The sequence below is a fragment of the Nostoc sp. JL34 genome, assembly GCF_017114945.1.
In the GTDB taxonomy this organism is placed as follows: domain Bacteria; phylum Cyanobacteriota; class Cyanobacteriia; order Cyanobacteriales; family Nostocaceae; genus Nostoc.
The window spans coordinates 1-21,824 of sequence record NZ_JABXKQ010000126.1; the positions used below are offsets into that span (position 1 = coordinate 1).

General features: G+C 41.6%; 31 protein-coding genes. 10 read left to right on the top strand and 21 right to left on the bottom strand.

Annotated elements, in window-relative coordinates; translation table 11 throughout:
- Window positions 1-161: 161 nt before the first annotated feature.
- The 13 genes from HWQ44_RS22550 to HWQ44_RS22610 all read right to left on the bottom strand — a co-directional run bounded on the left by HWQ44_RS22550 (window position 162) and on the right by HWQ44_RS22610 (window position 12,606).
- Window positions 162-1,784 (bottom strand): AAA family ATPase, encoded by a 1,623-nt coding sequence (locus tag HWQ44_RS22550; protein ID WP_292723296.1) that lies wholly within the window; start codon window positions 1,782-1,784, stop codon window positions 162-164.
- Window positions 1,781-2,035, bottom strand: coding sequence for a hypothetical protein (locus HWQ44_RS22555; protein WP_292723299.1), 255 nt, complete (start codon window positions 2,033-2,035; stop codon window positions 1,781-1,783). The genes HWQ44_RS22550 and HWQ44_RS22555 overlap by 4 nt, the downstream gene beginning before the upstream one ends.
- 227 nt (window positions 2,036-2,262) lie before the next feature.
- Window positions 2,263-2,475: a DUF2997 domain-containing protein gene (locus tag HWQ44_RS22560; RefSeq protein ID WP_292723302.1), complete on the bottom strand. Its 213-nt coding sequence runs from the start codon at window positions 2,473-2,475 to the stop codon at window positions 2,263-2,265.
- Between the two features lie 2 nt (window positions 2,476-2,477).
- Entirely contained in the window at window positions 2,478-2,927 is a 450-nt protein-coding gene (locus HWQ44_RS22565) for a DUF1257 domain-containing protein (protein WP_292723304.1), read from the bottom strand.
- A 116-nt stretch (window positions 2,928-3,043) separates the two neighbouring features.
- Window positions 3,044-4,117, bottom strand: a complete 1,074-nt coding sequence (locus tag HWQ44_RS22570; protein WP_292723307.1) for a hypothetical protein — start codon at window positions 4,115-4,117, stop codon at window positions 3,044-3,046.
- 157 nt (window positions 4,118-4,274) lie between these two features.
- Window positions 4,275-4,649, bottom strand: a complete 375-nt coding sequence (locus tag HWQ44_RS22575; protein WP_366931398.1) for a hypothetical protein — start codon at window positions 4,647-4,649, stop codon at window positions 4,275-4,277.
- Complete coding sequence (iscB, locus tag HWQ44_RS22580; RefSeq protein WP_292723310.1) at window positions 4,636-5,916, bottom strand: RNA-guided endonuclease IscB; 1,281 nt, start codon at window positions 5,914-5,916, stop codon at window positions 4,636-4,638. Before iscB ends, HWQ44_RS22575 begins: the two co-directional genes overlap by 14 nt.
- A 563-nt stretch (window positions 5,917-6,479) precedes the next feature.
- Window positions 6,480-7,034: a hypothetical protein gene (locus HWQ44_RS22585; RefSeq protein ID WP_292723312.1), complete on the bottom strand. Its 555-nt coding sequence runs from the start codon at window positions 7,032-7,034 to the stop codon at window positions 6,480-6,482.
- A gap of 137 nt (window positions 7,035-7,171) precedes the next feature.
- Entirely contained in the window at window positions 7,172-8,065 is an 894-nt protein-coding gene (locus tag HWQ44_RS22590; protein ID WP_292723315.1) for a hypothetical protein, read from the bottom strand.
- Window positions 8,066-8,143: 78 nt separating this feature from the next.
- Complete coding sequence (locus HWQ44_RS22595) at window positions 8,144-8,545, bottom strand: hypothetical protein (RefSeq protein ID WP_292723317.1); 402 nt, start codon at window positions 8,543-8,545, stop codon at window positions 8,144-8,146.
- Between the two features lie 522 nt (window positions 8,546-9,067).
- Window positions 9,068-9,232 carry a hypothetical protein gene (locus HWQ44_RS22600; RefSeq protein WP_229555883.1) on the bottom strand — a complete coding sequence of 55 codons (165 nt, stop codon included), beginning with the start codon at window positions 9,230-9,232 and terminating at the stop codon, window positions 9,068-9,070.
- A 92-nt stretch (window positions 9,233-9,324) separates the two neighbouring features.
- Complete coding sequence (locus HWQ44_RS22605; protein WP_094345915.1) at window positions 9,325-9,657, bottom strand: helix-turn-helix transcriptional regulator; 333 nt, start codon at window positions 9,655-9,657, stop codon at window positions 9,325-9,327.
- 540 nt (window positions 9,658-10,197) lie between these two features.
- A complete protein-coding gene (locus HWQ44_RS22610) occupies window positions 10,198-12,606 on the bottom strand; it encodes an FAD-dependent oxidoreductase (RefSeq protein WP_292723325.1) in 2,409 nt (802 codons plus the stop codon).
- 608 nt (window positions 12,607-13,214) lie between these two features.
- On the opposite strand from HWQ44_RS22610, the gene HWQ44_RS22615 reads away from it, so the two are divergent.
- Complete coding sequence (locus HWQ44_RS22615; protein ID WP_292723328.1) at window positions 13,215-13,751, top strand: hypothetical protein; 537 nt, start codon at window positions 13,215-13,217, stop codon at window positions 13,749-13,751.
- 50 nt (window positions 13,752-13,801) lie between these two features.
- Here the strand turns inward: HWQ44_RS22615 and HWQ44_RS22620 are convergent, their stop codons facing one another.
- Together HWQ44_RS22620 and HWQ44_RS22625 are read right to left on the bottom strand one after the other, a co-directional pair.
- On the bottom strand, window positions 13,802-14,023 hold the full coding sequence (locus tag HWQ44_RS22620; RefSeq protein ID WP_292723330.1) for a hypothetical protein: 222 nt from the start codon (window positions 14,021-14,023) through the stop codon (window positions 13,802-13,804).
- A complete protein-coding gene (locus HWQ44_RS22625; protein ID WP_292723331.1) occupies window positions 14,023-14,493 on the bottom strand; it encodes a thermonuclease family protein in 471 nt (156 codons plus the stop codon). The genes HWQ44_RS22620 and HWQ44_RS22625 overlap by 1 nt, the downstream gene beginning before the upstream one ends.
- A gap of 146 nt (window positions 14,494-14,639) precedes the next feature.
- On the opposite strand from HWQ44_RS22625, the gene HWQ44_RS22630 reads away from it, so the two are divergent.
- Window positions 14,640-14,987, top strand: a complete 348-nt coding sequence (locus HWQ44_RS22630) for a hypothetical protein (RefSeq protein ID WP_292723332.1) — start codon at window positions 14,640-14,642, stop codon at window positions 14,985-14,987.
- A 15-nt stretch (window positions 14,988-15,002) separates the two neighbouring features.
- Here the strand turns inward: HWQ44_RS22630 and HWQ44_RS22635 are convergent, their stop codons facing one another.
- Window positions 15,003-15,335, bottom strand: coding sequence for a hypothetical protein (locus HWQ44_RS22635; protein WP_292723333.1), 333 nt, complete (start codon window positions 15,333-15,335; stop codon window positions 15,003-15,005).
- 28 nt (window positions 15,336-15,363) lie between these two features.
- Between HWQ44_RS22635 and HWQ44_RS22640 the strand changes: the two genes are divergently transcribed.
- On the top strand, window positions 15,364-15,504 hold the full coding sequence (locus HWQ44_RS22640) for a hypothetical protein (RefSeq protein WP_163939483.1): 141 nt from the start codon (window positions 15,364-15,366) through the stop codon (window positions 15,502-15,504).
- A 122-nt stretch (window positions 15,505-15,626) separates the two neighbouring features.
- Here the strand turns inward: HWQ44_RS22640 and HWQ44_RS22645 are convergent, their stop codons facing one another.
- The 3 genes from HWQ44_RS22645 to HWQ44_RS22655 form a co-directional block, all read right to left on the bottom strand.
- The gene (locus tag HWQ44_RS22645; protein WP_190901567.1) at window positions 15,627-16,112 is read right to left on the bottom strand and encodes a hypothetical protein; all 486 of its coding nucleotides are present in this window, start codon (window positions 16,110-16,112) and stop codon (window positions 15,627-15,629) included.
- A 193-nt stretch (window positions 16,113-16,305) separates the two neighbouring features.
- Entirely contained in the window at window positions 16,306-16,581 is a 276-nt protein-coding gene (locus tag HWQ44_RS22650) for an HU family DNA-binding protein (RefSeq protein WP_292723339.1), read from the bottom strand.
- Between the two features lie 312 nt (window positions 16,582-16,893).
- Window positions 16,894-17,646 carry an SDR family NAD(P)-dependent oxidoreductase gene (locus tag HWQ44_RS22655; RefSeq protein ID WP_292723341.1) on the bottom strand — a complete coding sequence of 251 codons (753 nt, stop codon included), beginning with the start codon at window positions 17,644-17,646 and terminating at the stop codon, window positions 16,894-16,896.
- Window positions 17,647-18,051: 405 nt separating this feature from the next.
- Here HWQ44_RS22655 and HWQ44_RS22660 point away from each other — a divergent pair, with 405 nt between their 5' ends.
- From HWQ44_RS22660 to HWQ44_RS22680, 5 genes are all read left to right on the top strand, one after another.
- A complete protein-coding gene (locus HWQ44_RS22660; protein ID WP_292723343.1) occupies window positions 18,052-18,555 on the top strand; it encodes a DinB family protein in 504 nt (167 codons plus the stop codon).
- Window positions 18,556-18,708: 153 nt separating this feature from the next.
- Window positions 18,709-19,170 carry a cupin domain-containing protein gene (locus HWQ44_RS22665; protein ID WP_292723346.1) on the top strand — a complete coding sequence of 154 codons (462 nt, stop codon included), beginning with the start codon at window positions 18,709-18,711 and terminating at the stop codon, window positions 19,168-19,170.
- Between the two features lie 106 nt (window positions 19,171-19,276).
- On the top strand, window positions 19,277-19,417 hold the full coding sequence (locus tag HWQ44_RS22670) for a hypothetical protein (RefSeq protein WP_292723349.1): 141 nt from the start codon (window positions 19,277-19,279) through the stop codon (window positions 19,415-19,417).
- Window positions 19,418-19,419: 2 nt separating this feature from the next.
- On the top strand, window positions 19,420-19,596 hold the full coding sequence (locus tag HWQ44_RS22675) for a hypothetical protein (RefSeq protein WP_292723351.1): 177 nt from the start codon (window positions 19,420-19,422) through the stop codon (window positions 19,594-19,596).
- Between the two features lie 113 nt (window positions 19,597-19,709).
- Complete coding sequence (locus HWQ44_RS22680; protein WP_292723354.1) at window positions 19,710-20,261, top strand: hypothetical protein; 552 nt, start codon at window positions 19,710-19,712, stop codon at window positions 20,259-20,261.
- A gap of 81 nt (window positions 20,262-20,342) precedes the next feature.
- Here the strand turns inward: HWQ44_RS22680 and HWQ44_RS22685 are convergent, their stop codons facing one another.
- Entirely contained in the window at window positions 20,343-20,576 is a 234-nt protein-coding gene (locus HWQ44_RS22685; protein ID WP_292723356.1) for a hypothetical protein, read from the bottom strand.
- Window positions 20,551-20,952 carry a hypothetical protein gene (locus HWQ44_RS22690; RefSeq protein WP_292723359.1) on the bottom strand — a complete coding sequence of 134 codons (402 nt, stop codon included), beginning with the start codon at window positions 20,950-20,952 and terminating at the stop codon, window positions 20,551-20,553. Before HWQ44_RS22690 ends, HWQ44_RS22685 begins: the two co-directional genes overlap by 26 nt.
- A gap of 128 nt (window positions 20,953-21,080) precedes the next feature.
- Between HWQ44_RS22690 and HWQ44_RS22695 the strand changes: the two genes are divergently transcribed.
- Together HWQ44_RS22695 and HWQ44_RS22700 are read left to right on the top strand one after the other, a co-directional pair.
- Window positions 21,081-21,344: a hypothetical protein gene (locus tag HWQ44_RS22695; protein WP_292723362.1), complete on the top strand. Its 264-nt coding sequence runs from the start codon at window positions 21,081-21,083 to the stop codon at window positions 21,342-21,344.
- A gap of 8 nt (window positions 21,345-21,352) precedes the next feature.
- On the top strand, window positions 21,353-21,718 hold the full coding sequence (locus HWQ44_RS22700) for a hypothetical protein (protein WP_292723365.1): 366 nt from the start codon (window positions 21,353-21,355) through the stop codon (window positions 21,716-21,718).
- The last annotated feature ends 106 nt before the right edge of the window (window positions 21,719-21,824 follow it).

Here is a 21,824-nt window from a genome sequence, read left to right on the forward strand (position 1 = left end):
TGTCATTTTGGAATCTCCCTTAGTTTTTATTAGTAAATAAGATGCGTTTGCCCTGGGAGGCAATCGCCCTCAAGAAGGGTAAGGGGAAAAGGGGAAGGGGGAAAGAGGGTTTTCTTTATTCCTTTCCCCTTTACCCTTTTCCCTTTCCCCAAGATTATTTCTCAGTTCAGATTCCGAAACTTAGCAGCACGCAAAGACTGAGTTTTCGCTGCAACCACAGGACTACTAGCTCGTCGTGCAGTAGATGCCCAACCTTGCATCCGCTCGACTGCCGCAGCGTCCTGAATCGCAAGCGGGGTGATGGTTTGACGACAGGTTTCCAGATCAGCAGGCGTTACCTGCTGCGGTCTACCCTCATCGAATGCCAGCAGTGCAGCTTCAGATGCTAGCGTCTCCAATTCAGCACCGGAGAATTTCGCGGTCGAAGCTGCGATCGCTTCGAGGTACTCCGATTCCAGGTGAATGCCAAAGCGTTGTAGATGAATCCCCAGAATCTGTACACGCTCTGGTTCAGTGGGAAGATCAACAAAGAAAGATTCGTCAAACCTTCCCTTCCTCTTGAATTCACTTGGTAGTGCTGATGGGTCATTGCAGGTCGCAACTATAAATACGCCGCTTGTACATTCAGCCATGAACGTAAGCAAAGTACCGAGAATGCGTTGGGAAACACCGCTCGTATCGCCCTGACCTGAAAGTGCTTTTTCTACTTCATCTATAAACAAGACGCAAGGTGCGATCGCCTCGGCAGTTTTCAAAGCGCGTTTAACATTACCTTCGGATTCGCCAACAAGTGAACCTAGAAGGGACGCAATGTCGAGTTGTAGAAGTGGTAGATTAAGTATGCTAGCGATGTTTTTGGCACAGTGAGATTTCCCAGTACCCGGTGGGCCAGCCAGCAACACACCTTTTGGCTGGGGTAAGCTAAGACTTCGCGCCTCTTGTGTGAATAGTCGCCGCCGCCGAGTCAGCCACTCGCGCAGTAGATCCAAACCGCCAAAAGGAATGGTAGCTGGCTTACCCAACTCGATACCCATTTGAGAGAGTAACCGAGTTTTGTACTCGACGGCTTTGGGGATGAAATCAGCGTCAACGACGACACCATCATTAGTTAAGTTTTCTTTAACTGTTAATCGAAGAAAATCACTAATTTCTTCTAAAGTTAAACCCAGTGCTGCACGAGAAAGAGTTTCAAATTCAGCATTTTCTAGCGTAATAGTAAAAGTCAATTCCTGTTCAATAGCTGACTGTTGTAGGTCATGCAAATAAGAATTGATATGAAGTAGTATTTGATCAATACTAGGTAAAGGAACTTCACAATAAGGAATCAATCTGACTAGTGATTCGTGTAATTGTATATTCTGACCCAACAAGACAATGCGTTTATCTGTGGGTTTTAACCTGTGGTAAAGGTTTTTTACCTTGCTTAAAATCTCCCATGATAATTGGGGTGAATTCTTAGCAATAAAGGGGTGAATATCTCCGAGGATAAATACACCATTTCCACTAAAGTTAGCAATGTAGTCGAATACAAATAGTAATGGATCAGCGTGTTGTGGTTTCTTATACTCTGCAACTGGCTTAAACACCAATCCTCCATCTGCTGCGATTAAACATTGCTCCAAGGTTGATACTCCCAGATTCCAGAAGAACACAGGACTTGAAAGCTTGTTAGATGCCTCTGTAGTCAACCACTGAATGATAGTTGCCTCATCAGGGGACAGGACATCAACCGCAGCGATGGGAATTTGTGAATCTAGTGTGGAGAGAAGATTTGAGAGGTTCATTGTTTTTCAATTTGATATGGTAATGGAGCTAATTCATCGTGAGTATTAACAAGTCTCACGACTACTTCATAAACTTCGGCATCGCCGTCAAAAACTTCCGATGTACCGTTGTTCTCTTGGTAGGCAATTGCGGTAACTATGGCATTCAGCAGCACACACAAACCTTCAGTATTCCCTTTGATGATCACGGGCTGGCGTGGTTTTTGCTGGGCGTAAATGTGGATGAAAGGATACTCTTTAGGTAGGTACATAAAATTTCTTGGGGGAACCCAATCGTCAAAACAATTCGCAATTATGAATTCGCAATTCGCAATTAAGACAATTAGTGGGGGCTTGCACCCACCACTAATTGAAGACCACCAACCTACGGTATGGTAGGGGCTTGTACCTACTTTTAAGCAATTAATCAATTAATTCACAATTCGCATTTTCAATTGCGAATTGCGAATTGTTAGGTCGCGGTTCCCCTTTTCCTGATTTACTGCCGTAAGCGAATAGAGTGGGTTGAAGTTGTCCGAAGTTGTTGGGTTTGGGCTTCATCCTTAAACGTGCGATCGCTCTCGCTCACAACCCCAAGTGCCTCCTCAAACGGTTGTGTAGCCGATAAACAACTCAAATCTTTGAACCCCTCCGCTTCCACGCGAACTTCACCTGTAGCGCTGTCGAAATGAATCAGTATTGAACGTTCCATATTTATCTCCGTGCAAATTGTTGAACTTCTTGATGTCCAGCAAAAGTCAGCCGTAGAGTTTGCACACTTCCGTTAGTTGATTCAGCGATCGCACATTCACCAAATTTTTCTTGTAACTCGGCAGCTTTGACACGAACCAAATGCTTACCATAAGCCAGCATTAGTTTATTACTGAAAAAGTCTTGTCCCAACTTAGGAACTGTTTCATAACTATCGTGTATTACCTCGTACACGCCGCTTGACTGATTCCATTTGAAACCTATATCTGCACGGGCTTGAATTGTGCGACCAGACACAATGATTTCTGCGCTTTGACCTTGGGAGCTACCGTAGTATCCTTTTAGTGGCTGTGCTGTTTCGTGAACTTGCGGATTCAGTTTCAAATCTTGTAAAGCTTGTACCAGACATTCACGGTTAACAAGCTTGGTTTTAACGGTTGAGAAGTGTGACATAAGAATTTTGTTCCTATAGTAGAAAGAAGTGCGGTACTCTTTTTGAGATGTATATGCTGCATTTTTCGTTTAAGGTACTTAGTCTTGAGCGATGCACCTTCGCCCAAGACTGTTTTTTACCGGAACTTAAACGACATCACGGTAGCTTTCGATAAGCCCACGTCGTCAGCCGCAAGTGATTGCAGATTGCGCTGTTCATCTAACAACTTGGTGCGGATCTCTTGCATTTTTTGCTGCAATTGACTGCGCGTATCAGAACCAAGATTTTTAGACTCAATCGCTGGATCGTTAACGATAGAGTCCAAGTGCGCCATCATCGCCTCCAAGCTACTGCCAGCCTCCGGTGAAGCGTTTGCTAGTAGCACTTGAACCTTCATCAGATGACGCTCCATTTTCCTTTTAAACTGTATGGGTTTCCTCCCTGGTTCCCAATCAGCCAACTCTTCAAGCAACTGTGCGGCGAGTTGTTCACCGCCAGCTAGAGCAGATTCCCGTAGCCTTTGCTCCAGATTTTGGTCATACTGCTGAATGAACTTGGTAATCTGGTCTAGACATTCGGCTTGCTGCTGGTTCAGTTGTTCGGACAATGCCGGGATAATCACCGGGCGACCAATAATGACTTGCAAATAGTCTTCGAGATCGATCAGAGTCGGGAATGCTCTTAACAAGTTGGCTTTGACTGACTCTTGCTTATCCTGTGCTAATTCCCAAGTGTTAAGTGAGAGGAACTGATCAATCCGCTCTTGATAATCTTCGAGTCCTGATTCATAATCAGCTTTTAATTGATTACGTAAACCAGGGGCAATATTATCCCTAATATTAAGTAGTTGGCTCCAAACAAGTGGAGCCAAATCAATCGGACAAATCCAATCGCCAGTATCCGCAGACATCCACTCTTGAACTGAAGCAATCTCTTGCCTCAATTGGGCAGCAGCTTCATCCAATTTCTTAAATACCTTGATACCCCGCAAACCAACTTCGGAATTAGTAACTTTAACAAGGTCTGATTCAATTTCAGAAACTTCAGCTTGTAGTACATCTGCCCATTTAGGAGCAGCCGATTTTGTACTTTTTTTCAACTGAATACGGAAGCGAATACGGGTTTTATTTAATTGTGAGAAATTGTGGCGCTCGACTACTGCATCAGTTAGGAAATTTGTAGCGATAGGGTTGTCGATTGCTTGTACCATGATTATTCACCTCAATCATTATTTTTCAATTTCAATTAAGCGAAGCTTTCTTTGTGACTATTTGAATGTCTTTAGTAGCCCTATAGATTACTTTCGTAGAGCTATTTTGTAGCCTAATATGTCTTTTAATGACTGGTGGTTTATGTATGGACATGGCTTAAAATAGCTGAAGTTGCTGTGAATTATCCTGTACCGCAGGCTTTTGATAAACCATGCCTTCGACCTCATAACAACGAGTCATGAGTTTGTTTCGGTTTAGCCGAAAGCTGGCTTTTTTCCTTTGATTTGGCAGAGGTGCAAATAAATACTGTGGATGTTGTATAGTACCTTCATCACCTAAATATCGGGAAAGTGTACCGTTGATTTGGTAAACTTTTGAGGAGCTTAACAGCGTTGGGTCGTAAACTTTGATCAAATTTAATTCCATCTTAAATGCGGAAAGGGGACTCCCGATACAGCTATCAAGTTTAGCGGGAGAGGAATTTCTGCCAATATTAGAATTGTCCTTTAGGACATCATTATTTGTATTCATAGCCGTCAGCTTTGTGTATGGTTTTCAGATATTTAGGATGAACATCAAACTTTTGTTCCAAAGTGTGCAGAGCAAAACTAGGGCGAAACCTAATTGAAATTCTGCCTGTATAAATTCCGGCAAATTTACCAGTGGGAATATGAGCTTTGACAATATCACCAGTAGTAAAGCCCTGGAAATACTTAGATGAAGGTGCATGAGCTTTAGGAAAACCAAACTTATCTGGACGACAGCGTTGACGAGTGCCGTGACCTTTAGCACTAATTAACAAAGGCTTGATGTTTTTGATGATTAGTTTCTCTGGTGTACTAGCTCCTACACATAGAGAATCAGCCCAGTGAGACTTATCAATTCCTCGATTGGCTCGATTCCACTTGGTTCGTCCGCCGCTACCAACTTCTACTGGCAGTCCAGTTTGTTGTAAAGAGCGGTACAACTCCCAACGAGTTGCATTGACCGCAGTAGCATCAACTAATGGTTTTTTAGCTTGAGCTAAAATGCGGTTTAGCAATTCTGGTTTTTTCTTGAGAAACTTATCAATTGGTTGATTACCTTTAGCTTGATTACATTTTTGGCAAGCCAATGTCAGATTGCTAACGCGATTAGTACCACCACAGGATTTAGCAACAATATGTTCAACCTGTAACGGTATATCTTTAATTCCACAGTATGCACATTGATGTTGCCACTTTAGTAAAAGATACTGCTTAACTTCAAACCCAAATAACTCACCACGTTGATAATCAACGCCTTGGATTTCTGGTTGGTCTAATTTTTGTAAGTCAAATTTGACCAACTCCTGAGAAATAGCAGTTATCGGACAAATACGACGTAATCTATTAACCCAAGTTAAAACATTCTCAATTCGAGATTGCAATGATGGTGGTAGCCAACCCTGACGACGAGTTCTATTGAGAAACCTGGGTTGACGGTAACGTGTTTTACGCGATCGTCGTGAACATCTTAACTGCCTTCTTGATAGAAGTGATTGCCTGATTTGAAATCCGCAATGGGTTATCTCACAAGCAAACACGCATCTAGCAGTATTCTCTTGCAGTACAGTCATTCCTGTAATGCAGCTACCTGGGTCAATTTTTACCCGATAAGGATGTGTGACAGACTGCTGTAATTCTCGGTCTGTGATGATGATTGTGAAAGGATATCTTTTATGAACTGCTGCCCTCCTATGTTTTAGTAATTCCCTTGCCCGTGCTGGATGGCATGGGTTGAGTGGTTGCTTGTTTTTATCCAAAACGAAAACGTACATTACTGTTGCCTCTTACCTTTCGGTAGTTAAGTTTGCCTCGCCCGGATATCATGGCTTGTTCGGCTCAAAACACTGCTTGGTTCCCGTCCAAGCTGTTTAATTTTGAGCGACAGTTGCCCAGAACTGGCACGCATCTTGGGGTGTCGTGACCACAATATCGTTTACCTCTAGGTGGGCTGGTCAATGTAGGCTTGTTTCCAAGCCCTCGCTAGAATCTGCAAAGATTTAGCGGCGGGTCATTGACTTGCTAAAAGCCACGGCAGAACTCCCTCAGATTGCAATAATTTCTCAATATTGAACGAGTCAGAAAACTGTTGTAAGTTTTCGATACTGGGGTGAACGATTGTTATTGTCATTTCTTTTGATTGGTGAATAAGTAGACAGCAAAAAGAGGGGAAAAGGTTAAAGGGGAAAGGGAAAGGGATTTATGAATTAAATCATCCTTAGAAAAGCAAGATTTTTACCTTTACCCCTTTCCCTTTTCCCATTGCCCTTCTTCATTAGCTGTAGACAAAGTTTGAGTAACTTCTAATTACAGTTGCCCAAGCTCTGTTTACAACGAGTTAAAACGCCATCTCATTCGCCGCTTTCGTTACAGCTAAAGCTTGTTTACTGACCTCTCGCCACTCTGTTTGCTCGTTGTAAGATGCCATGACTAACTCACTACCTATCCATACCCGACAGAACAACACGTTTTCATCTGTCGTCCCCGGAGTAGGCTGTAGTGTGATGGGAGAATACAATTGTTCTGGGGTCAAAGTTGCGATCGCCGCAAGTATGCACTTTGAAAAATGGGTATCGTAGCCTGATTCTAAAATATACGTCCGGTCTGCTTGCATAGTTATTAGCAACTTGCAGGTTTCTTTTTTACGGCGTTCTGTATTCTCAAATCGCAGTTCTTTAAGATATCCAGTTAAGGCAGTTTGAGGGACATCACTTGGTTCACCATTTAGTGTGTACCATAGTCCTCCGTGCTGACGATTGCAGTAGATTTTGCAACTGCCAGCATCAGAGTGCAATCCCAGTTTCGGTTTATTAATTGCTGCGACTAACTGCTTGAGTAGTTCCTCTTGACGCATTAAGGCAGCAAGTAATTCGGAATTTTCGTGAGGGTTCATTTGTTTGTACCAAAAGCATTTTCACTTTTGCATTGGCGCAGCCGTTTAATTGTGATATATGAAGCGTAGAGCCAATAAAACAGCGCTCTTGATTTCACAAAAGCGCTTTTTATTACTAATTCTTTGCCCTGTACAGATTATTGATGTGAATTAAATCTTGCCAGCAAATCTTCACGAGATAACTGAAGACATAGGGGAGTAAATTCTTCTGGTGTTAACTGCAACAAACTATCGACTATTTTTGAAAGTTCTTCATCCACAGAACCAAACCGGAATCTCAACAAGTTTTCTACAACTTGACGGCGTTCTTGTTGCACTCCTTGCTGTTTAGTAGTTTCTTCCCACTGCTGGTAAGCTTGCGACAAATTCATGATTAATTCCTGCTCATCTTCTGTTAAAGTTTCTTGCTGTTGAACTATAATGACCCGCAAATTAGTAATCAGTTTGAGAGTATTCTGTCTTAATTGGTTGCTTTCGGGTAGTGCCAGCAATTCATCAATGGCAGTACGTTGCGTTTCGCCTCTACCCAAAATCCTCAGCCATAATGTTTCTTCTGTTACTGGTAACTCGTTAACCGCTACTATTGCTGCTCTAAAACACTTCTGGAAAAAGTAAACTCCCCTGCTCCACTTTTCTAAATCTAGTTTAACCTCTAAATCCTCCAACAGAGAGGCTGAAGCACTGGGCGATATAATCCACAAACGAGCTAAACTATCTTCTGGTAAGCTGGTTTTCTCTCGCTTGGCTTTACGTTGTGAGTCTGCAATCACGGTGAACAGTTTCAGAAAACAGTTGCGTATCTCTGACCTACTGGGTTGATTGCGGAATGGTTCCAAGAGTGCCGTATTTAATACAGCGATTCTGCCCAACAATCCAAGATTTTGAGCTTGGGCAGTTGCTGCGCTTGTAAACAAAACGTCAACAAATCTGGTTTCATCAGTGACTTGTTTGTTAACTTCTACTCTACCTAAAGGAGACAACAACTCCTCTAATAATTCCTTAGAAAACTGATCGTAAGGCTTGCTACTCATGTTTTAAAGGCGAACTGTGTTTTATTTTACAAGGATTGATTATGGTTGCATGGTGGGTATGAAAACCCACCATTTCACTTACACCGCTAACTCCCAACTAACCCCCGACGCAAACTCGAAGTCTGTGAACCCAACGCAATCAAGGGGATCATTTGAGTCGTGAGAGAGCAACATCACCAGTTCCTTACAAGATAGTTGCGTCAGTTCTACCATCGACAATACCCATACCGCATCAAATGCAGAATCACACGGAATTTTATGTTGATGCACTGAAGTTGCCCGAATAACCCACCATCTGCTTTTAGTACAGCCTACTTCGCCAAGCTTTTGATCGTGGTCGTAGATACCATCGTTTAGGATTTCAAACCCGTACTTTTCGCATTCATCAGCAATCTGTACCATGATTTCATTCCCCGTTGTAGCGACTGGGGTTTCTTCTTCTTGTATGGGCAGTGTTCCGCGCTGGTAATGCCATGTCATATAGCTGTGGCATCTTTTAAAAGTGTTCGCGCGATAGATCTCCTCACCATTGACCATTACTATCCAAGGTTGCGTTAGGTCATCGTCGTGGGTAATCCTAGCTACGAGTTTTTGACCTGTATAGAATTCGTAATCTTCAAACGAAATCTCTACTGATCTCAGTTCTTCAACTGGTTTAACGCAAGAGGTTACAGTTGTTATTGTTTGTGGCATAATTTTAAGATTCCTTATGGATAGAAAGGCGATCGCGTAGTTTTGCAGACAGAACGATCGCCTTTTGATTTACATGAACAACGTTGTGCTTGCACAACGCTCACTCTCTTATTGGCGCAGCCTCATAAAGTAATTTAAAGGCAAAGCGTATCAGATGATGTCAAAACACCAGACAGCACTAAGCTGTAGAGAAGATATTGGGATGTTACCGTGTCCTCTGTACAGCCGCGTGGTAACAATTGAAAAGGCGATTGAAGAGTTCACAATCGCCTTTGTTCTGCAAAGATTGAAGTTTTTTACAACCAGTTTTTAGACTTGGTTGGTCATCGGAATCATCTCCGGTGGCTTGAGCAATACAAGTTTAAAGCTTCCGGCTGCTAGTCCCGGTGGCGGCTGGTTATTGTGGTTTCGTATCGTTAACTCGATTTGTAAGGGTTGAATTTTGAGCGCTTCTTTGTTTTTCAAAAGAGGCATCGCGCTCGTCTCCTCTCTTATGATTACTATACTACTACGCTCACCAGTGATTGTCAAGTATTTTTTACTGGTGAGCGTAGTATATATTCCTCTTAGCTGTTGTAATCTATGTTCCAAATAAGTGAAGTGATATCCCCATCTAAAGCAGCACAAAGTTTCTCTAGAATTTCTGTACTAACAGTCATCTGAGTTGGTTTTTTTGGTTTGTTAATAAAGACGTGAGGAGTCTCTAGCTGCTGAATATAAGCCACAGAAACTCCCACAGCATCAGATAGCTTTTGTCTACTATATCCAGCTTTCTCTCTAAGCTCCCTGAGTTTTTGGGCATTTTCTTCATTCCACCTAAACGCAGCGATGGGTGTTACATCTACTGTGATATTCATTTTTACTTTAATTTTATTTTCACTGCGCTCGCCAGTTGACATGATAATATTACTAATATACTGGTGTCAACCATAAGGCTACACCAAGCAAAGGTGAAAGCGATCGCTTGCCCATTAGCAATGCGATTATTTCAGCCTGCGTCAACCCAATTCGCAATTGTGAATTCGCAATTCGCAATTAAAATCAGTGGGGGCTTGAAACCCAGTAATTAACAATTAAGCAATTAAACGATTTCTCGTATTTAACTGCGAATTGCGAATTGCGAATTGTTTGGTCAACTGGAGAAACACAACAGCTGTTCAAAGACTCTTACGGTTAATTTCCTCAAGGTCAAGTGAAACTCACAAAGATTCATTGCCGTAGAGATAAGAAACCGAAATCTAAAACTACTTAACTAGCTTTGAGAATCCAGGCAAGGTTTAAGAATGGCTCTCACCAGCAGTAATTGTGGAAGGGCTTGAAAGTTGATATTGCTACCCTAATCTCTACCGACAGAAAGATTTATACAAAGGACAAGAGGTTTAAGGTAGGTACAACCAACAGTAACGCAAGGAAAAAACAAATGAATCTACCTGCAACTGTTAGCAATCTTTCTTAGTATTGTAGAAATTGCTAGAATTGGCTACCTGATATTCCTCTTGAAGGGTTGAAAAGTCATGATGGCTCAAAACAATAGCAATGGCAATATCCCTCATACTTTGTGATTTTTCCAGTCTTTCTCCCAAATAAATCTGCCAATAAATTTCCACATCACTTTCAAGAACTGGCTTCTCAATTTCTGTAACAACACCATTCTGCTTTGGATGAATCGAGGAAGCACTGTACTTCCACTCATTTCTATCCTTGAGAAGGATATCAGGCGAATCACCAATCTGTAATTGGAGATGTAACTCGTTTAGACGTAGCCCCTGATATATGTAAAACATTCTTGATACAAGCGCTTCCGGGGGACGTGCAGCTACTCCCATTAGGATTGCTTCTTCGCTTATAGAAGGTAGTAATAAATCAATATTTAGTACACCATTTTTAGGGTAATCGTGTTCTAAACTTTCTAACACATCACTTGAAAATTGCCAGAGTTTCTGAAATTCTGGTTCTTCTTCTCTAACAATAATATTGCCGATTTGATGACCAGAAATAAACTCATCATTAGGTCGATACTGCTTGCAAGCAGCGAAATAACAAGGCTGACCGTTTTTTATAACAATACTTGTATTGTATAACTGACCTATAATGAATTCATTCATCTCAAATTCGGAATTTGAATCTACATTGCTTTCACACCAAGCTTTCAAATCATCAACAGTATAGATGATTCTGCTTTTTTCACTTCCGACTCTGATAACTGGTTTGATCAAAATGTGATTACCTAGTTCTTCTAGAACAAACTTTAAGTATGAAACTGGCTCTTTACGGTATTGGTCTTGAGCAAAAATCAGATACTTAGGCATCCGAATCAGGGAATTTTTGAGGGCAGATTTGAGGTAACTCTTATCAGTAAACTGCTGGATCATCTTTGGGCGATCGCCTGGCAGATTTAGAGCTTCACGCAACTGTGCAGCTAACAGTACTGAATACTCATCGTTGGTGACAATCCGGCAGTTATCATCTAATAGTTTATAGTCAGCCTTAATCTGTTGATAGGTTTGGAGCAGATTTTGTAAATTATAAGGTTCTACAATCTGCACAATATCCAAGTATTGATACTGGGAGGGTACAACCTCACTGAGTCCTCGCCTACTACAGAGTAAAACTAGATTTCTATTCTCTGAGCAGATATGTCTAAAATCAGTTTTGCTCAGAAACATATCATGTAGCATAAAGACAGTCTGCTTATTGCTATCTATCTTACTACTATGTAAAGCAACTGGATTTGCCGATTCGCCGAGCATTTGTTGTACTAAGTGGACAATTTCTTGTGAACATCCCCATGACAACGTTACACCTGACCCTCCATGTCCATAATTATAAAATATGTGTGTGTTTAAAACTCTTTCCACACAAACATTTTCCGATGTTAATGGTCGTAAACCAGTCCTAACAGGCTCCTGATCATCTAGGGGGAGTTCTTTTAATTCCGGTAGAAACTCTAAACAACCATCATACATCTGTCGAATAATTGGAACCTCAAGAGATAAGTCTGTACCCCATTGGTCTTGCTGTGTTAATCCTCCTAAGACCACCAAATCATCCCCTCTAGGAACTATAAAAATGATGTCTTGCTCATTTAAAGAAGATTCTTCATGGGAAATGCAATGAGCATCCTTCACAACTTCCCCTAGATTTTTAACCCTGACAAGTGCGCCCCTCACGGGATACATGGAACTATCCCCTGTAGTTGCTATTGAACCTAGCCCAGCACAATTAACAATTGCCCTTGCATTAAAACGGCTAAGTAGTTCCTGTTCGTTTTGAACTACATTGACAGTGATTTTCTCCTGGAGAATCTCACATCCAATATCCTTTACATATTGAAGTAGCCAATTCATGTAAACATCGGTATTTGTCATCGGTGCCATGTGTTTATAAGCATCTTTGATACCTCCTTGAAAATTCAAATCAATCGTTTTTTTGACAATATGTAAACCTCTTTCAAATCCATCAACTTTATCCTTCAACTCATTCATTTTGTTTAGATCAGCAGGTCGATTTTCCAAAACATCCTTAAAATAGAAATACCCATCCCTCAAATAAATTCCTGTTTTTTCGGAACCAAACTCTGTGTGTATTTTCTTGAATTTATTATAGGTAGTCATACACCAGTCTTTAGAGCGTTCCAGCGATCTCGGAGATCCATGACGACCACAGACTGCTGGAGGCCATTCCCATAATGCACCTGCCACAATAGAGGTTAAATCTGGAGCAAAACGATCTGCAACAATCACAACATTAAAACCCGCCTCTCTTAGGCATATAGCAGTTGTTAGACCACTGACTCCTGCTCCAATTACTAAAATGTTCGTATCATTTTTCGCTAATGAGTTGTTCATCAAAGGTTATCTCGATTTTTTGTACTACAAAATAAATGTATTCTCTTGCATATTACTAATATTAATTGGGACAATTTTGGGCTGACGCAGCGTTAAGGAATTCTTAGCCTTTGACATTTGCTGCTACAAAAATTGTTGATTAATAGTTTTTGATTAAAAACTAGGTATAAGCAGTATTAATAATTCCGAAAATGAGTGACTATTTTTGAGTACTAGCTCAATGATAGATGAGCTTCTTAGTACAATATCTAATAAATTTGTGACTAATTGAGCAACCTACTGGTTAGCCTTTAAGAGGCTCAATAAGATTACGAACTTGTAAATTTATTACTTACAGTATGTCTGGAAAGTAAGACAGTCTCCCAATACATACACCACTCATCACTTCAATTGCCTATATCAGCACCGCTTTCGCCAATAAAAGAGAACATCAATTGTGGAAGCGATGAACTACGAAGAATAGAGCAAAAGAGAGAGGAGTTCGACTTCAACCTTCGACTAGCTTGAATCAACACATTGCACACTGAGTATTTAAAAGTAAAAGGCGAAATATTGTTATTGGCAGCCAAGGTGGAGCGAGGCTGTTAAAGCCAGATTAAACTAAGAGTATGAAAATTGGTATTTTCGAGCAGATGACAGTTAATAATGGATTGATTCTTACGCTCTTTATTCTGATTATAACCCTGCTATCTCTTGGCTATGGTTTTGGTGTGAAAGCTCGACGTTTACCCTTTACGGCAGAAATTGGGTATAACCAGCAGCAATGGCAATTTCTGCAATGGTGGGTCAAATTAGCTTTGGTTGCTGGAGTTTTGTTACCGATGTGCTTGTTAGCTCTGGCTTGGAAACAACCATCTGCATGGGTATTTTGGGGAAGTTACCTGTTGATAGTCACCGTACAACTCATATCTGAACGTATTTTTAGTCGCTCCCTAGTGCCAAGTATTGTTGTACCTATTGGCTTTTTATACACAGCCTTTCGGTTGTGGCAGCTGCTAGATGGATTCACACAATTAACATTTTCCTATTTGACATTAGTGGGTTTTGGCGTTGTTGTCTTGTTTTGGGTTTCTAACTTAATAATGTTGATGGTGATGCCCATTCCAACAATCTTTAAAGGTTCGGAGTCAATTGAACAATCTTGATTTTAATGAAACATTTTTACTGCCTAGCTGAAAGCTGTGTTTCGTCGTAGTTATTTTTCGCACCCAATCCCATCACCATCTCGGTCAAACCCATGAGGATCGGGTGGCAGCACTTTAAACCTTCGTTGGCTAATATCTCGGCAATTTAAGTCTGGTGAATTCTTTGGAATGCAAAAATCTGGGTAAGAGGGATCGCAGTTATTCTGTTGCTGCGGTTGAATCGCCTGTGAAGTTGTCTTTTGGGTAGTTCTGTGGCGGAAGTCCCAAGGCATTACAGAGGATTAGCCTGACTCCAAAAAGCTAAACGCTGTTGTTTAGCGGTGTTTTCACCTTGCAACAAACTATCTTGTGACTCTGGACAGCCTTTGAGATACTGGCGATAGACCACAGCCTGTCCTTCTTGCACCATACTCACGTTGACACTGCGATTACCAACAAACACCTCTGCAACCAAGCGCTTGTATTTGTCAGTTTCTACAGCGCGTATGGTGATTGCTTGTCCTACTGGGAGCAATTGTTTAAGTCTTGCTGATGATTGTTGACCCCAAGGATTCTGTTTCATTTCTGGTGAATCAATGCAAGCGAGGCGAACAGTCACAGTTTTGTTACCAGTTTTCACCCGTATGGTGTCACCGTCACCTACGCTTACAACTGTGGCACTAAGATTATTAGCAACAACAGGTAACGCCGTTTGAGCTAGAAATAGAATGCTAATTGCAACAAAGCTAAAGTTAGAAAACATCAGTATTAAAAATGACTCTAATTTTATGGTTCCCAATTAGAAGTCAGTGATTGCTATCTACATTGATATCCTTGCCCTTAATCAAACTCAAGCGAAAAAATTACCCGCCTGGAACCATCGCTTGGATCAGGAAGTACACTGGTACTATGCCAAAAATTTTGATATGTGATCGCTGTCTCCTGTATGCCCATAACCCTTACCTCGTCTGTGCTGTCCATCTTGATGGGGTAGACGGCGAGAGCTGCTTGGACTTTCGAGAAGACCCTAACCTTGAACCGGAGGAGTTATGGCAACCAGAAGGCGCAACTTATTATAATGGCGAGTTAATTGTGCAACCACAACAGCGGTGGACACAACAGCAAAAACTGGAGTTACTTGATTGGCATCCGATGTTTACTGGTAAGTGTCCCCAGTGCAGTGCATCCTTTGACCGAGACTACACCTCAAGAGTGCATTGGGATTGTGAATGCGGTTGGATGGATGACTCAATTTAAGATATTCGTACTTTTTTACTTCCTTGCGCTTAATGCCTGCTGACTTAATTGCATCACAATATTTTGGGGCAATGGATCTATGACAGCATCAGTAGGCAGTGATTGGATAAAAGCTGTCACCTCTTCCCCAGTTTTATATTTCCCTTCACTCCAAGCCGAAGCCATCTGTTTAGCTATTTTATTAGCATCCTCGCGCTGATTATGTGCAGTAATGCACTGAATATCGTGGCCGGTAAATGAAATCCAAGTCTGCCAAAGTTTTGTAATAGGATGCTGCACAATACCTGTAGTCAGTTCATTTTCCTCAAGAACTGGTTTTTTCTTACTACGACCAAATCCTCTAAACATAGCTGTATTTAGGAAACGCTATTTTAAAATGCCCAAAATCAACACAGCGATCGCACGGCAGGAGTTGGAATTGAGTTTAATTTGGAATTGGCGATGCCTGCGGCGGGCTATTCGGTGTCGCCATTTAATCAAAGATAATGGAGAACGATGGGGGAAGCCTTTTGGGTAGAGTGGCTCACTCATGCTTTATACCGTACCACTTGCCTACGGCACGCTCCGCGAACGTGGATATTGCGGGAGCAAAGCGTCTTCAAGAGTTGGCGTGCAGGTACTCTTTCACATTCCAATTTTTTACTCCTGAACCATCAACTCTTGCAGCAACGCATCATTTATCCTTTGTGCCTCTGTCCCACTACTTTCTCTAATATCAAAAGCTTGCTGCACTATGGTTTGAACTGACTCTGGTAATGATTCAAATTTTTCCGAATTGAGTATGACGAGGCGGCAACCAGGATAAGGCATAAAATCAGTAAACGGTTCCATCCCCGATGTAATCAGAGTTTTGCTAAGTTCGGCGATGGGATGATGAGGCTTTTGGTTGTCCTCACTGCGGTTGATTTCTGATGCCATATAGCCGCAAAACCAACTCAAAGTGTCAATATCTTTCTGCAATGCTGCCAAAATCCCCGTTACTACTCGTTGGTTGAGGTTGACAGGTAGATTATCAAAGATGCTGTCTAGGTCTTCTGGGTGTCGCTTGTGGCAATAACGCACCGCAGATTCAATAAGTTTATCGATTTTAGTGGGTTGGGGTTGTCCAAATCCCTTTGCACACATGGCACTGCCTCAAAATTTACGTGCTGGAAGACGCGATTTTAACAGAAACAGATTTGTTGGTACGGGAGTAATACCAGAATTGTAGTAACGTTACTCCCTAAGAAGCAGTCAAAGTTTCATAGTCGATTCGATACTTGAATTAATCGATTGTGGCTTTGCATCGGATTGGATAGCCAGTGGTAAAGCAATTCATCTATGGCGCTACTTTTTCTTTAAACTGTTTCCCAGCAGAGAATGCAGGGACTTTGGTCGCCGGAATTGTCATTGGCTCATTGGTTTTCGGATTACGCCCTTCGCGTTCTGAGCGATCGCGTCGCTCGAATGACCCAAAACCAATGAGCGTTACCTTTTCACCATTAGCTACAGCCTCGGTAACAACTGACAAAAAAGCACTGATGACTTCATCGGCTTGCTTTTTTGTGATGTTGGTCTTTGCTGCTACAGCATCCACTAGTTCACCTTTGTTCATAAATCACCCTGAAGTATTGCCAGTAACGGAAATTTAGCATTAATAGCTCTTATTAGCAAAGGGAAAAAGGAGTAAAAATCTAGCGACATACAAAAATTGATAATGCGCGGTTACTACTGCATTCTTGCTCTATTTCCCAGATTTTCTTTCATCAGCGCTCTATCAGCAGCCACTATATCCTTTGGCTAGCAAGGTCTGGTCAAAGTTACAATTTCTCAAGTGTTTGGTTGGCTAAAAATAGGCAGTTAGAGAAATAGATCGCAGAAGAAAAAATTATGTATTGCGATCGCACGCAAGTCGATTGATTAGTAGTCACACAGCAGTGTAACCACCATCCATCAGGTGGAAGCTGCCAGTGACAAAAGAGGCTTGCTCGGACAATAGGAAGCTAACCATGTTTGCGACTTCCTCAGTTCGTGCAAGGCGACCTAAAGGGTGCAAGTCAGCCATCTGCTTTCGCGCTGACTCTGGCAACTCTTGCATCTGGGGTGTATCAACATAACCTGGGCCGATTGCAGTCACCCGGATGCCCTGGTTTGCATATTCCAATGCTGCCGCCTTTGTCAGACCGATAATCCCGTGCTTGGCAGTGACATAGGGAGCAATACCCGCCACTGCGACCGCACCCGCGGCAGATGACATATTCACAATTGCCCCGCCACCACTTTGGATCATTGCTGGAATTTCGTATTTCAGTCCAAAGAAAATGCCGTTAAGATTAGTCGCAATCACACGATGCCACCATTCAATCTCATAATCGGCAGTACTAATCCCATGCGGCCCGGTAAAGCCAGCATTATTGACTGCTAGGTTCAACCCACCAAATCGCTCCACCGTTTCGGCTACCATTGCCTCCACAGCCCAATGGTCAGACACATCAGTTTCAATAACGTGTGTCCGCTTGCCAGATGAATCCAACCGCCTAGCTACTTCCTGCGCTCCTTCGGCATTGATGTCTGCCAGAACGACCCGCGCACCGTTTTCGTACAGGTTGACGGCAATGGCTTCACCAAGACCTTTAGCTGCACCAGTGACAATAGCTATCTTGTTTGCGAACTCGGTCACTGGCTTATCCCCCAGAGCAAACGCATCTAAATTACTCTTGCTCACGGCCAATCATAAAAACCAAAGAAAAAGTCAGTATTTCTCGTTTGATTTATTTTTCAAGCCTTAAAGCAATGCCTACGACAGGCTAGGCTAACGCCTTAGCTGCTATCAATAACTATAGCTTAATGCGATTGTATTTGAGCTTATTAAAATAAAGCACCCCTATTGATTCTGATGTGACCGCCCTGCTTCAGGTGCTGCAAACCAACACTATCTTATTTTTAAAAATATTGTATTATCTTCTTGGTACTTTGTAACGAAATATATAGTATATATTTTGTGAAGTGCGTTTACTGCAAATAAATTTTCAATCCCAACATTTCTCAAATCAGCGATAAATCATAGCTAAGTAGCCTAAACGATATGATTACAGCAAAATATCTCGAAACAATGGCTTCATATAATAGATGGCAGAATAGCAATCTAATTGCAATCTGTGACCAACTCACTGCTCAAGAGATTTATGTTGAGAGAGGAATGTTTTTTGGTTCTATATTCAAGACTCTTAACCACATTCAAAATGTAGATCAAACTATTCATACCTTAATTCATACAAAGTCTTTACCTGCATTCGACCCTAAATTTATTCTATATCCTGGATATGATGAACTGAAAATAGCGCGTGTTGAATTTGATTCCAGACTGTTGAGTGAATCACAAGAATGTTCCCAAGATTGGCTTGATGAAGTTTTTGAATTATGGAGTGAGAGATTAAATAGAAATAGAAAAATTCCTAGATCCTTTTATTACCTGCAAATGTTTAATCACCAAACCCACCACAGAAGCCAAATTACCTCAGAATTCCACAAAATGGATATCGATTATGGCTCTACGGATCTTCCCTTTAATCCTTACTATGATTTCTAACAAGTCATAGTAAGGATTACGCTTGTCGGCTTTAATAAGTTTTAAGTTCATGATTGTCTAGTCTTATTCCGAGAGGAAAGTTGATAAACTACGGTTTTATCTGCCAAACTTTATGGAATAGATATATGCCCCAGAATTCCTAAAGGTGTCAGTATGACTGTTATCACTCCTGATCGTTTCGTCGTAGAGGAGAGCCCTTCTCACACCGCGCACGAGCCAAATCGCACCCTCTGGATCAGCGAAGCAGGAGGGCTTACCCTGTTTGGCGCGTTCATCGAAGTTCTGCAACCTGGCTCTCGTTCATCTATCAAGCATTGGCATAGTGCTGAGGATGAAATGGTCTATGTCCTCGAAGGCGAGATCACGCTCATTGAAGGAGACACAAAGACTGTATTACGTCCTGGCGACGCTGCAACTTTTCAAGCAGGAGTGGCGGTAGGTCACTTCCTTGAGAATCGCAGCGCCAAGGCAACGCGATGCCTAGTAGTCGGCAACCGAGCGGCAGTAGACACAATCACGTATCCTGACCTTGATCGGGTATGTCACCGCGATCGATCGCTGCCAGACGACATCTGGACTAACAGTGTGGGAGAACCTGCTCCGAGTCCCTACTAGCAATAATTGCAGGATGCTTTTTGTACTATTTTTGTGGGTTTACCTTGACCAAATCCTTTGCCAGACATGGTAGTTGGTATATTTGATACAGGGATTTTAGCAGGGTTTGAGGGTTGTAAGGGGGAGCGATCGCCATGCATCCTCTAAGAACGGCGCACTTCAACAGTTATTTCCGCGATCAGGCGATCGCCTGATGATGCTAGAAGTGATTGCTTTACAATTACTCCAAATGACATTTTGGGGATAAAAATGAAGCAAGATGACCGCTATACAATGGTCACTGGGGAATTAGGCGCACATCGGCTTTCAATCCTCAACACAGTTCACAAACCCTACACTGAATGGTCTTCATCGTTATCATCAAGCTCCCGTTGCATCACCCTTGGAATATTAGCTTTAGCTTACTACAAGGGGAGCATCCGCTAATCTCAAAGAGTAAAAAACGCATTATCGTTTCAGCGATCGCCCAATTCATTTTCTTAGAGGAAACCCTGAACGCATCACTACCAGATTGCCTTATAGGAAAAGTTAAATTGAATATGAATGAGACTTTAGCAGCCACACTAGGGGAATTACAAGCACAAATATATTGGTTACATGATGCTGAGGAGTTTGCAGAATTGGCATCAGCAGCAGCTACTATATATATGAAACTTGGTTATACTCAACAGCAGTCCGAAACGGCAGGTAATTTAATTAGTCAGGCTTATCAATTATCTGATGATGCTGTTTTAGCCCAAGAAGCAGGTGATTTTGACAAAGAAATACAGTTTTATCATCAAGTTAAAGATAAATTAACCCAAGTAGAAACTACATTAGTTTATCAAAACAGCATTGCCATACATCAAATGAAATGGTGGATGTATTTTCGTCATCAACAAAAATTACAAACTATTATTCACTTATTTTTACAACATTTTCAAGCTGTAGGGTTGATGAACTTACTTACTGCTCTTAAACTTACATATTTTATAATGGAAATATGCAAAGTTCATAAATCGCGTGACACAGAAACCACCAAACATAATGCTATAAAATACTGGACAGAATTATTGAAAATCAAACCGCCACAATATCCTTATCTTGGTTAAATTACCTATTTTTCTAGGCTAACTGCTTCAATCACGTTGCAATACAGTTCGGTTAAAGAGAAAAGGGAAATCTAGAACCAATTACTGCTCAAGAGAAATATTGTCCGAGTAGATATGCCATCTACGTTGGTTTGGAGTTGAGCCAGGAACGTTATTGACTCTTCGCAGCTTATAGCTACCACGAAAACGCTGTGGAGTTCCATTGCTAGTAACACTCGTAACAGTAACGGGAATTTCAATATATAGCGAGCCTGCTGCCCCTTCTAAAGAACCCGGTTTTCCGACTTCTTCAACAATGGATACGATGGGGAGCAAAACTCTGCTGAAATTCCTCAAATGATTGCTTACTGGCAGTAACATCTCCATCCCAAGCCAAGTAAGCTTGTTTATAGTCTTGACGAGCGATCGCATCGTAATAATCATGAATGAGTTGGACTGCTTGTTGTTCTTGGGACTGGTTATTGTCAGGATTTTGTGTGCTAGAGGTGGGTGGAGAAGATGGATTAGAGGTGTCCGAAAAATTTGCCAATGTTGGGCGATTGGCAGATGCTAGTTGTGATGTAGCAGAGTTATTGCAAGCTGTAATAGACATAGCAAGCAATAAAACTCCAATGACTGTATAACCTTGTTTTAACCAGATACAAAAAGAAAAGTTGATATTCAACAAAGCTATCTCCTGTGGAATCCGCACTCTTTACTGATAAATTCAGCATACTTGAATTTATTGGTTACAGCCATTGACAATTCAATTTAAGATGAATAGTAATACTTTCAGCCAATAAGCCCCTAGTGTGGGCGACGCTATTTTTACCCCAATTTATGAATCTTCAAGAAGTCAAAAATCAATTTCCAGAAGCAGTAGGTGAGATCGAGACACTTGAAAGACTAGGGTTTGCTTCCCGTAGTGGTAATTGGATTGATACCCTTGACTTTGAGAAAGCACAGACAGCTTGTTGGTTAGTCGGAAGAGTCGGTGATGAGCGAGACGCTGATGCCCTTATTCGTACTTTGTCTGGTCAACGTCGTGAATTATGGATCTTGCAGCAACTTCCCTTAGTCTCATCGCTACTGAGAAGCACCTAAAATCTTTGTTGTCTATTCTATCTACTAGTTCTGATCCCATACAGCGAAATAGTGTGGTGTATGCAATCTCTTTTCTGTCGAATTACCAAGGAAATCAGGAAGTGATTAGTACGCTGACCGAAGTAGCAGCAAACATTGCTGAGGCTCCTTTTATTAGAGCGCAAGCATTAGAAGGAATTGGCAATAAGCTCTCTCATGAATTACCAGAAAATTTATATCAGCCAGCAGTGAGTGTAATTATCCAAGGGTTGGATGATACTGAAGCTGAAGTTAGGTTTTGGTCATGTTTTGCTGCCGATGCTTTAGAAATTAAGGAGACTTTGCCCAAGCTGCAACTATTGGCGCAGACTGATAAAACAATAAAACAATCGTAGCCGGGTGGTGGTCTGTAGGTGAAGAAGCTGAAGATTCAGTTACTCTTATGAGTGGAGGAGAACCATCACTGCGTAAACCATACAATTTACCTACCAATTAACTATA

Excerpts from the sequence above, each read along its gene's own strand:
- HWQ44_RS22635 (WP_292723333.1), bottom strand. The coding sequence starts at position 15,335 with ATGTTTAGAGGATTTGGTCGTAGTAAGAAAAAACCAGTTCTTGAGGAA.
- HWQ44_RS22585 (WP_292723312.1), bottom strand. The coding sequence starts at position 7,034 with ATGAACCCTCACGAAAATTCCGAATTACTTGCTGCCTTAATGCGTCAA.
- HWQ44_RS22600 (WP_229555883.1), bottom strand. The coding sequence starts at position 9,232 with ATGCCTCTTTTGAAAAACAAAGAAGCGCTCAAAATTCAACCCTTACAA.
- HWQ44_RS22630 (WP_292723332.1), top strand. The coding sequence starts at position 14,640 with ATGCCAAAAATTTTGATATGTGATCGCTGTCTCCTGTATGCCCATAAC.
- HWQ44_RS22620 (WP_292723330.1), bottom strand. The coding sequence starts at position 14,023 with ATGCCTTGGGACTTCCGCCACAGAACTACCCAAAAGACAACTTCACAG.
- HWQ44_RS22595 (WP_292723317.1), bottom strand. The coding sequence starts at position 8,545 with ATGACATGGCATTACCAGCGCGGAACACTGCCCATACAAGAAGAAGAA.
- HWQ44_RS22650 (WP_292723339.1), bottom strand. The coding sequence starts at position 16,581 with ATGAACAAAGGTGAACTAGTGGATGCTGTAGCAGCAAAGACCAACATC.
- HWQ44_RS22660 (WP_292723343.1), top strand. The coding sequence starts at position 18,052 with ATGATTACAGCAAAATATCTCGAAACAATGGCTTCATATAATAGATGG.
- HWQ44_RS22565 (WP_292723304.1), bottom strand. The coding sequence starts at position 2,927 with ATGTCACACTTCTCAACCGTTAAAACCAAGCTTGTTAACCGTGAATGT.
- HWQ44_RS22675 (WP_292723351.1), top strand. The coding sequence starts at position 19,420 with ATGAAGCAAGATGACCGCTATACAATGGTCACTGGGGAATTAGGCGCA.
- HWQ44_RS22695 (WP_292723362.1), top strand. The coding sequence starts at position 21,081 with ATGAATCTTCAAGAAGTCAAAAATCAATTTCCAGAAGCAGTAGGTGAG.
- HWQ44_RS22590 (WP_292723315.1), bottom strand. The coding sequence starts at position 8,065 with ATGAGTAGCAAGCCTTACGATCAGTTTTCTAAGGAATTATTAGAGGAG.
- HWQ44_RS22610 (WP_292723325.1), bottom strand. The coding sequence starts at position 12,606 with ATGAACAACTCATTAGCGAAAAATGATACGAACATTTTAGTAATTGGA.
- HWQ44_RS22555 (WP_292723299.1), bottom strand. The coding sequence starts at position 2,035 with ATGTACCTACCTAAAGAGTATCCTTTCATCCACATTTACGCCCAGCAA.
- HWQ44_RS22560 (WP_292723302.1), bottom strand. The coding sequence starts at position 2,475 with ATGGAACGTTCAATACTGATTCATTTCGACAGCGCTACAGGTGAAGTT.
- HWQ44_RS22680 (WP_292723354.1), top strand. The coding sequence starts at position 19,710 with ATGAATGAGACTTTAGCAGCCACACTAGGGGAATTACAAGCACAAATA.
- HWQ44_RS22640 (WP_163939483.1), top strand. The coding sequence starts at position 15,364 with ATGCCCAAAATCAACACAGCGATCGCACGGCAGGAGTTGGAATTGAGT.
- HWQ44_RS22605 (WP_094345915.1), bottom strand. The coding sequence starts at position 9,657 with ATGTCAACTGGCGAGCGCAGTGAAAATAAAATTAAAGTAAAAATGAAT.
- HWQ44_RS22550 (WP_292723296.1), bottom strand. The coding sequence starts at position 1,784 with ATGAACCTCTCAAATCTTCTCTCCACACTAGATTCACAAATTCCCATC.
- iscB (WP_292723310.1), bottom strand. The coding sequence starts at position 5,916 with ATGTACGTTTTCGTTTTGGATAAAAACAAGCAACCACTCAACCCATGC.
- HWQ44_RS22570 (WP_292723307.1), bottom strand. The coding sequence starts at position 4,117 with ATGGTACAAGCAATCGACAACCCTATCGCTACAAATTTCCTAACTGAT.
- HWQ44_RS22625 (WP_292723331.1), bottom strand. The coding sequence starts at position 14,493 with ATGTTTTCTAACTTTAGCTTTGTTGCAATTAGCATTCTATTTCTAGCT.
- HWQ44_RS22575 (WP_366931398.1), bottom strand. The coding sequence starts at position 4,649 with ATGAATACAAATAATGATGTCCTAAAGGACAATTCTAATATTGGCAGA.
- HWQ44_RS22615 (WP_292723328.1), top strand. The coding sequence starts at position 13,215 with ATGAAAATTGGTATTTTCGAGCAGATGACAGTTAATAATGGATTGATT.
- HWQ44_RS22665 (WP_292723346.1), top strand. The coding sequence starts at position 18,709 with ATGACTGTTATCACTCCTGATCGTTTCGTCGTAGAGGAGAGCCCTTCT.
- HWQ44_RS22645 (WP_190901567.1), bottom strand. The coding sequence starts at position 16,112 with ATGTGTGCAAAGGGATTTGGACAACCCCAACCCACTAAAATCGATAAA.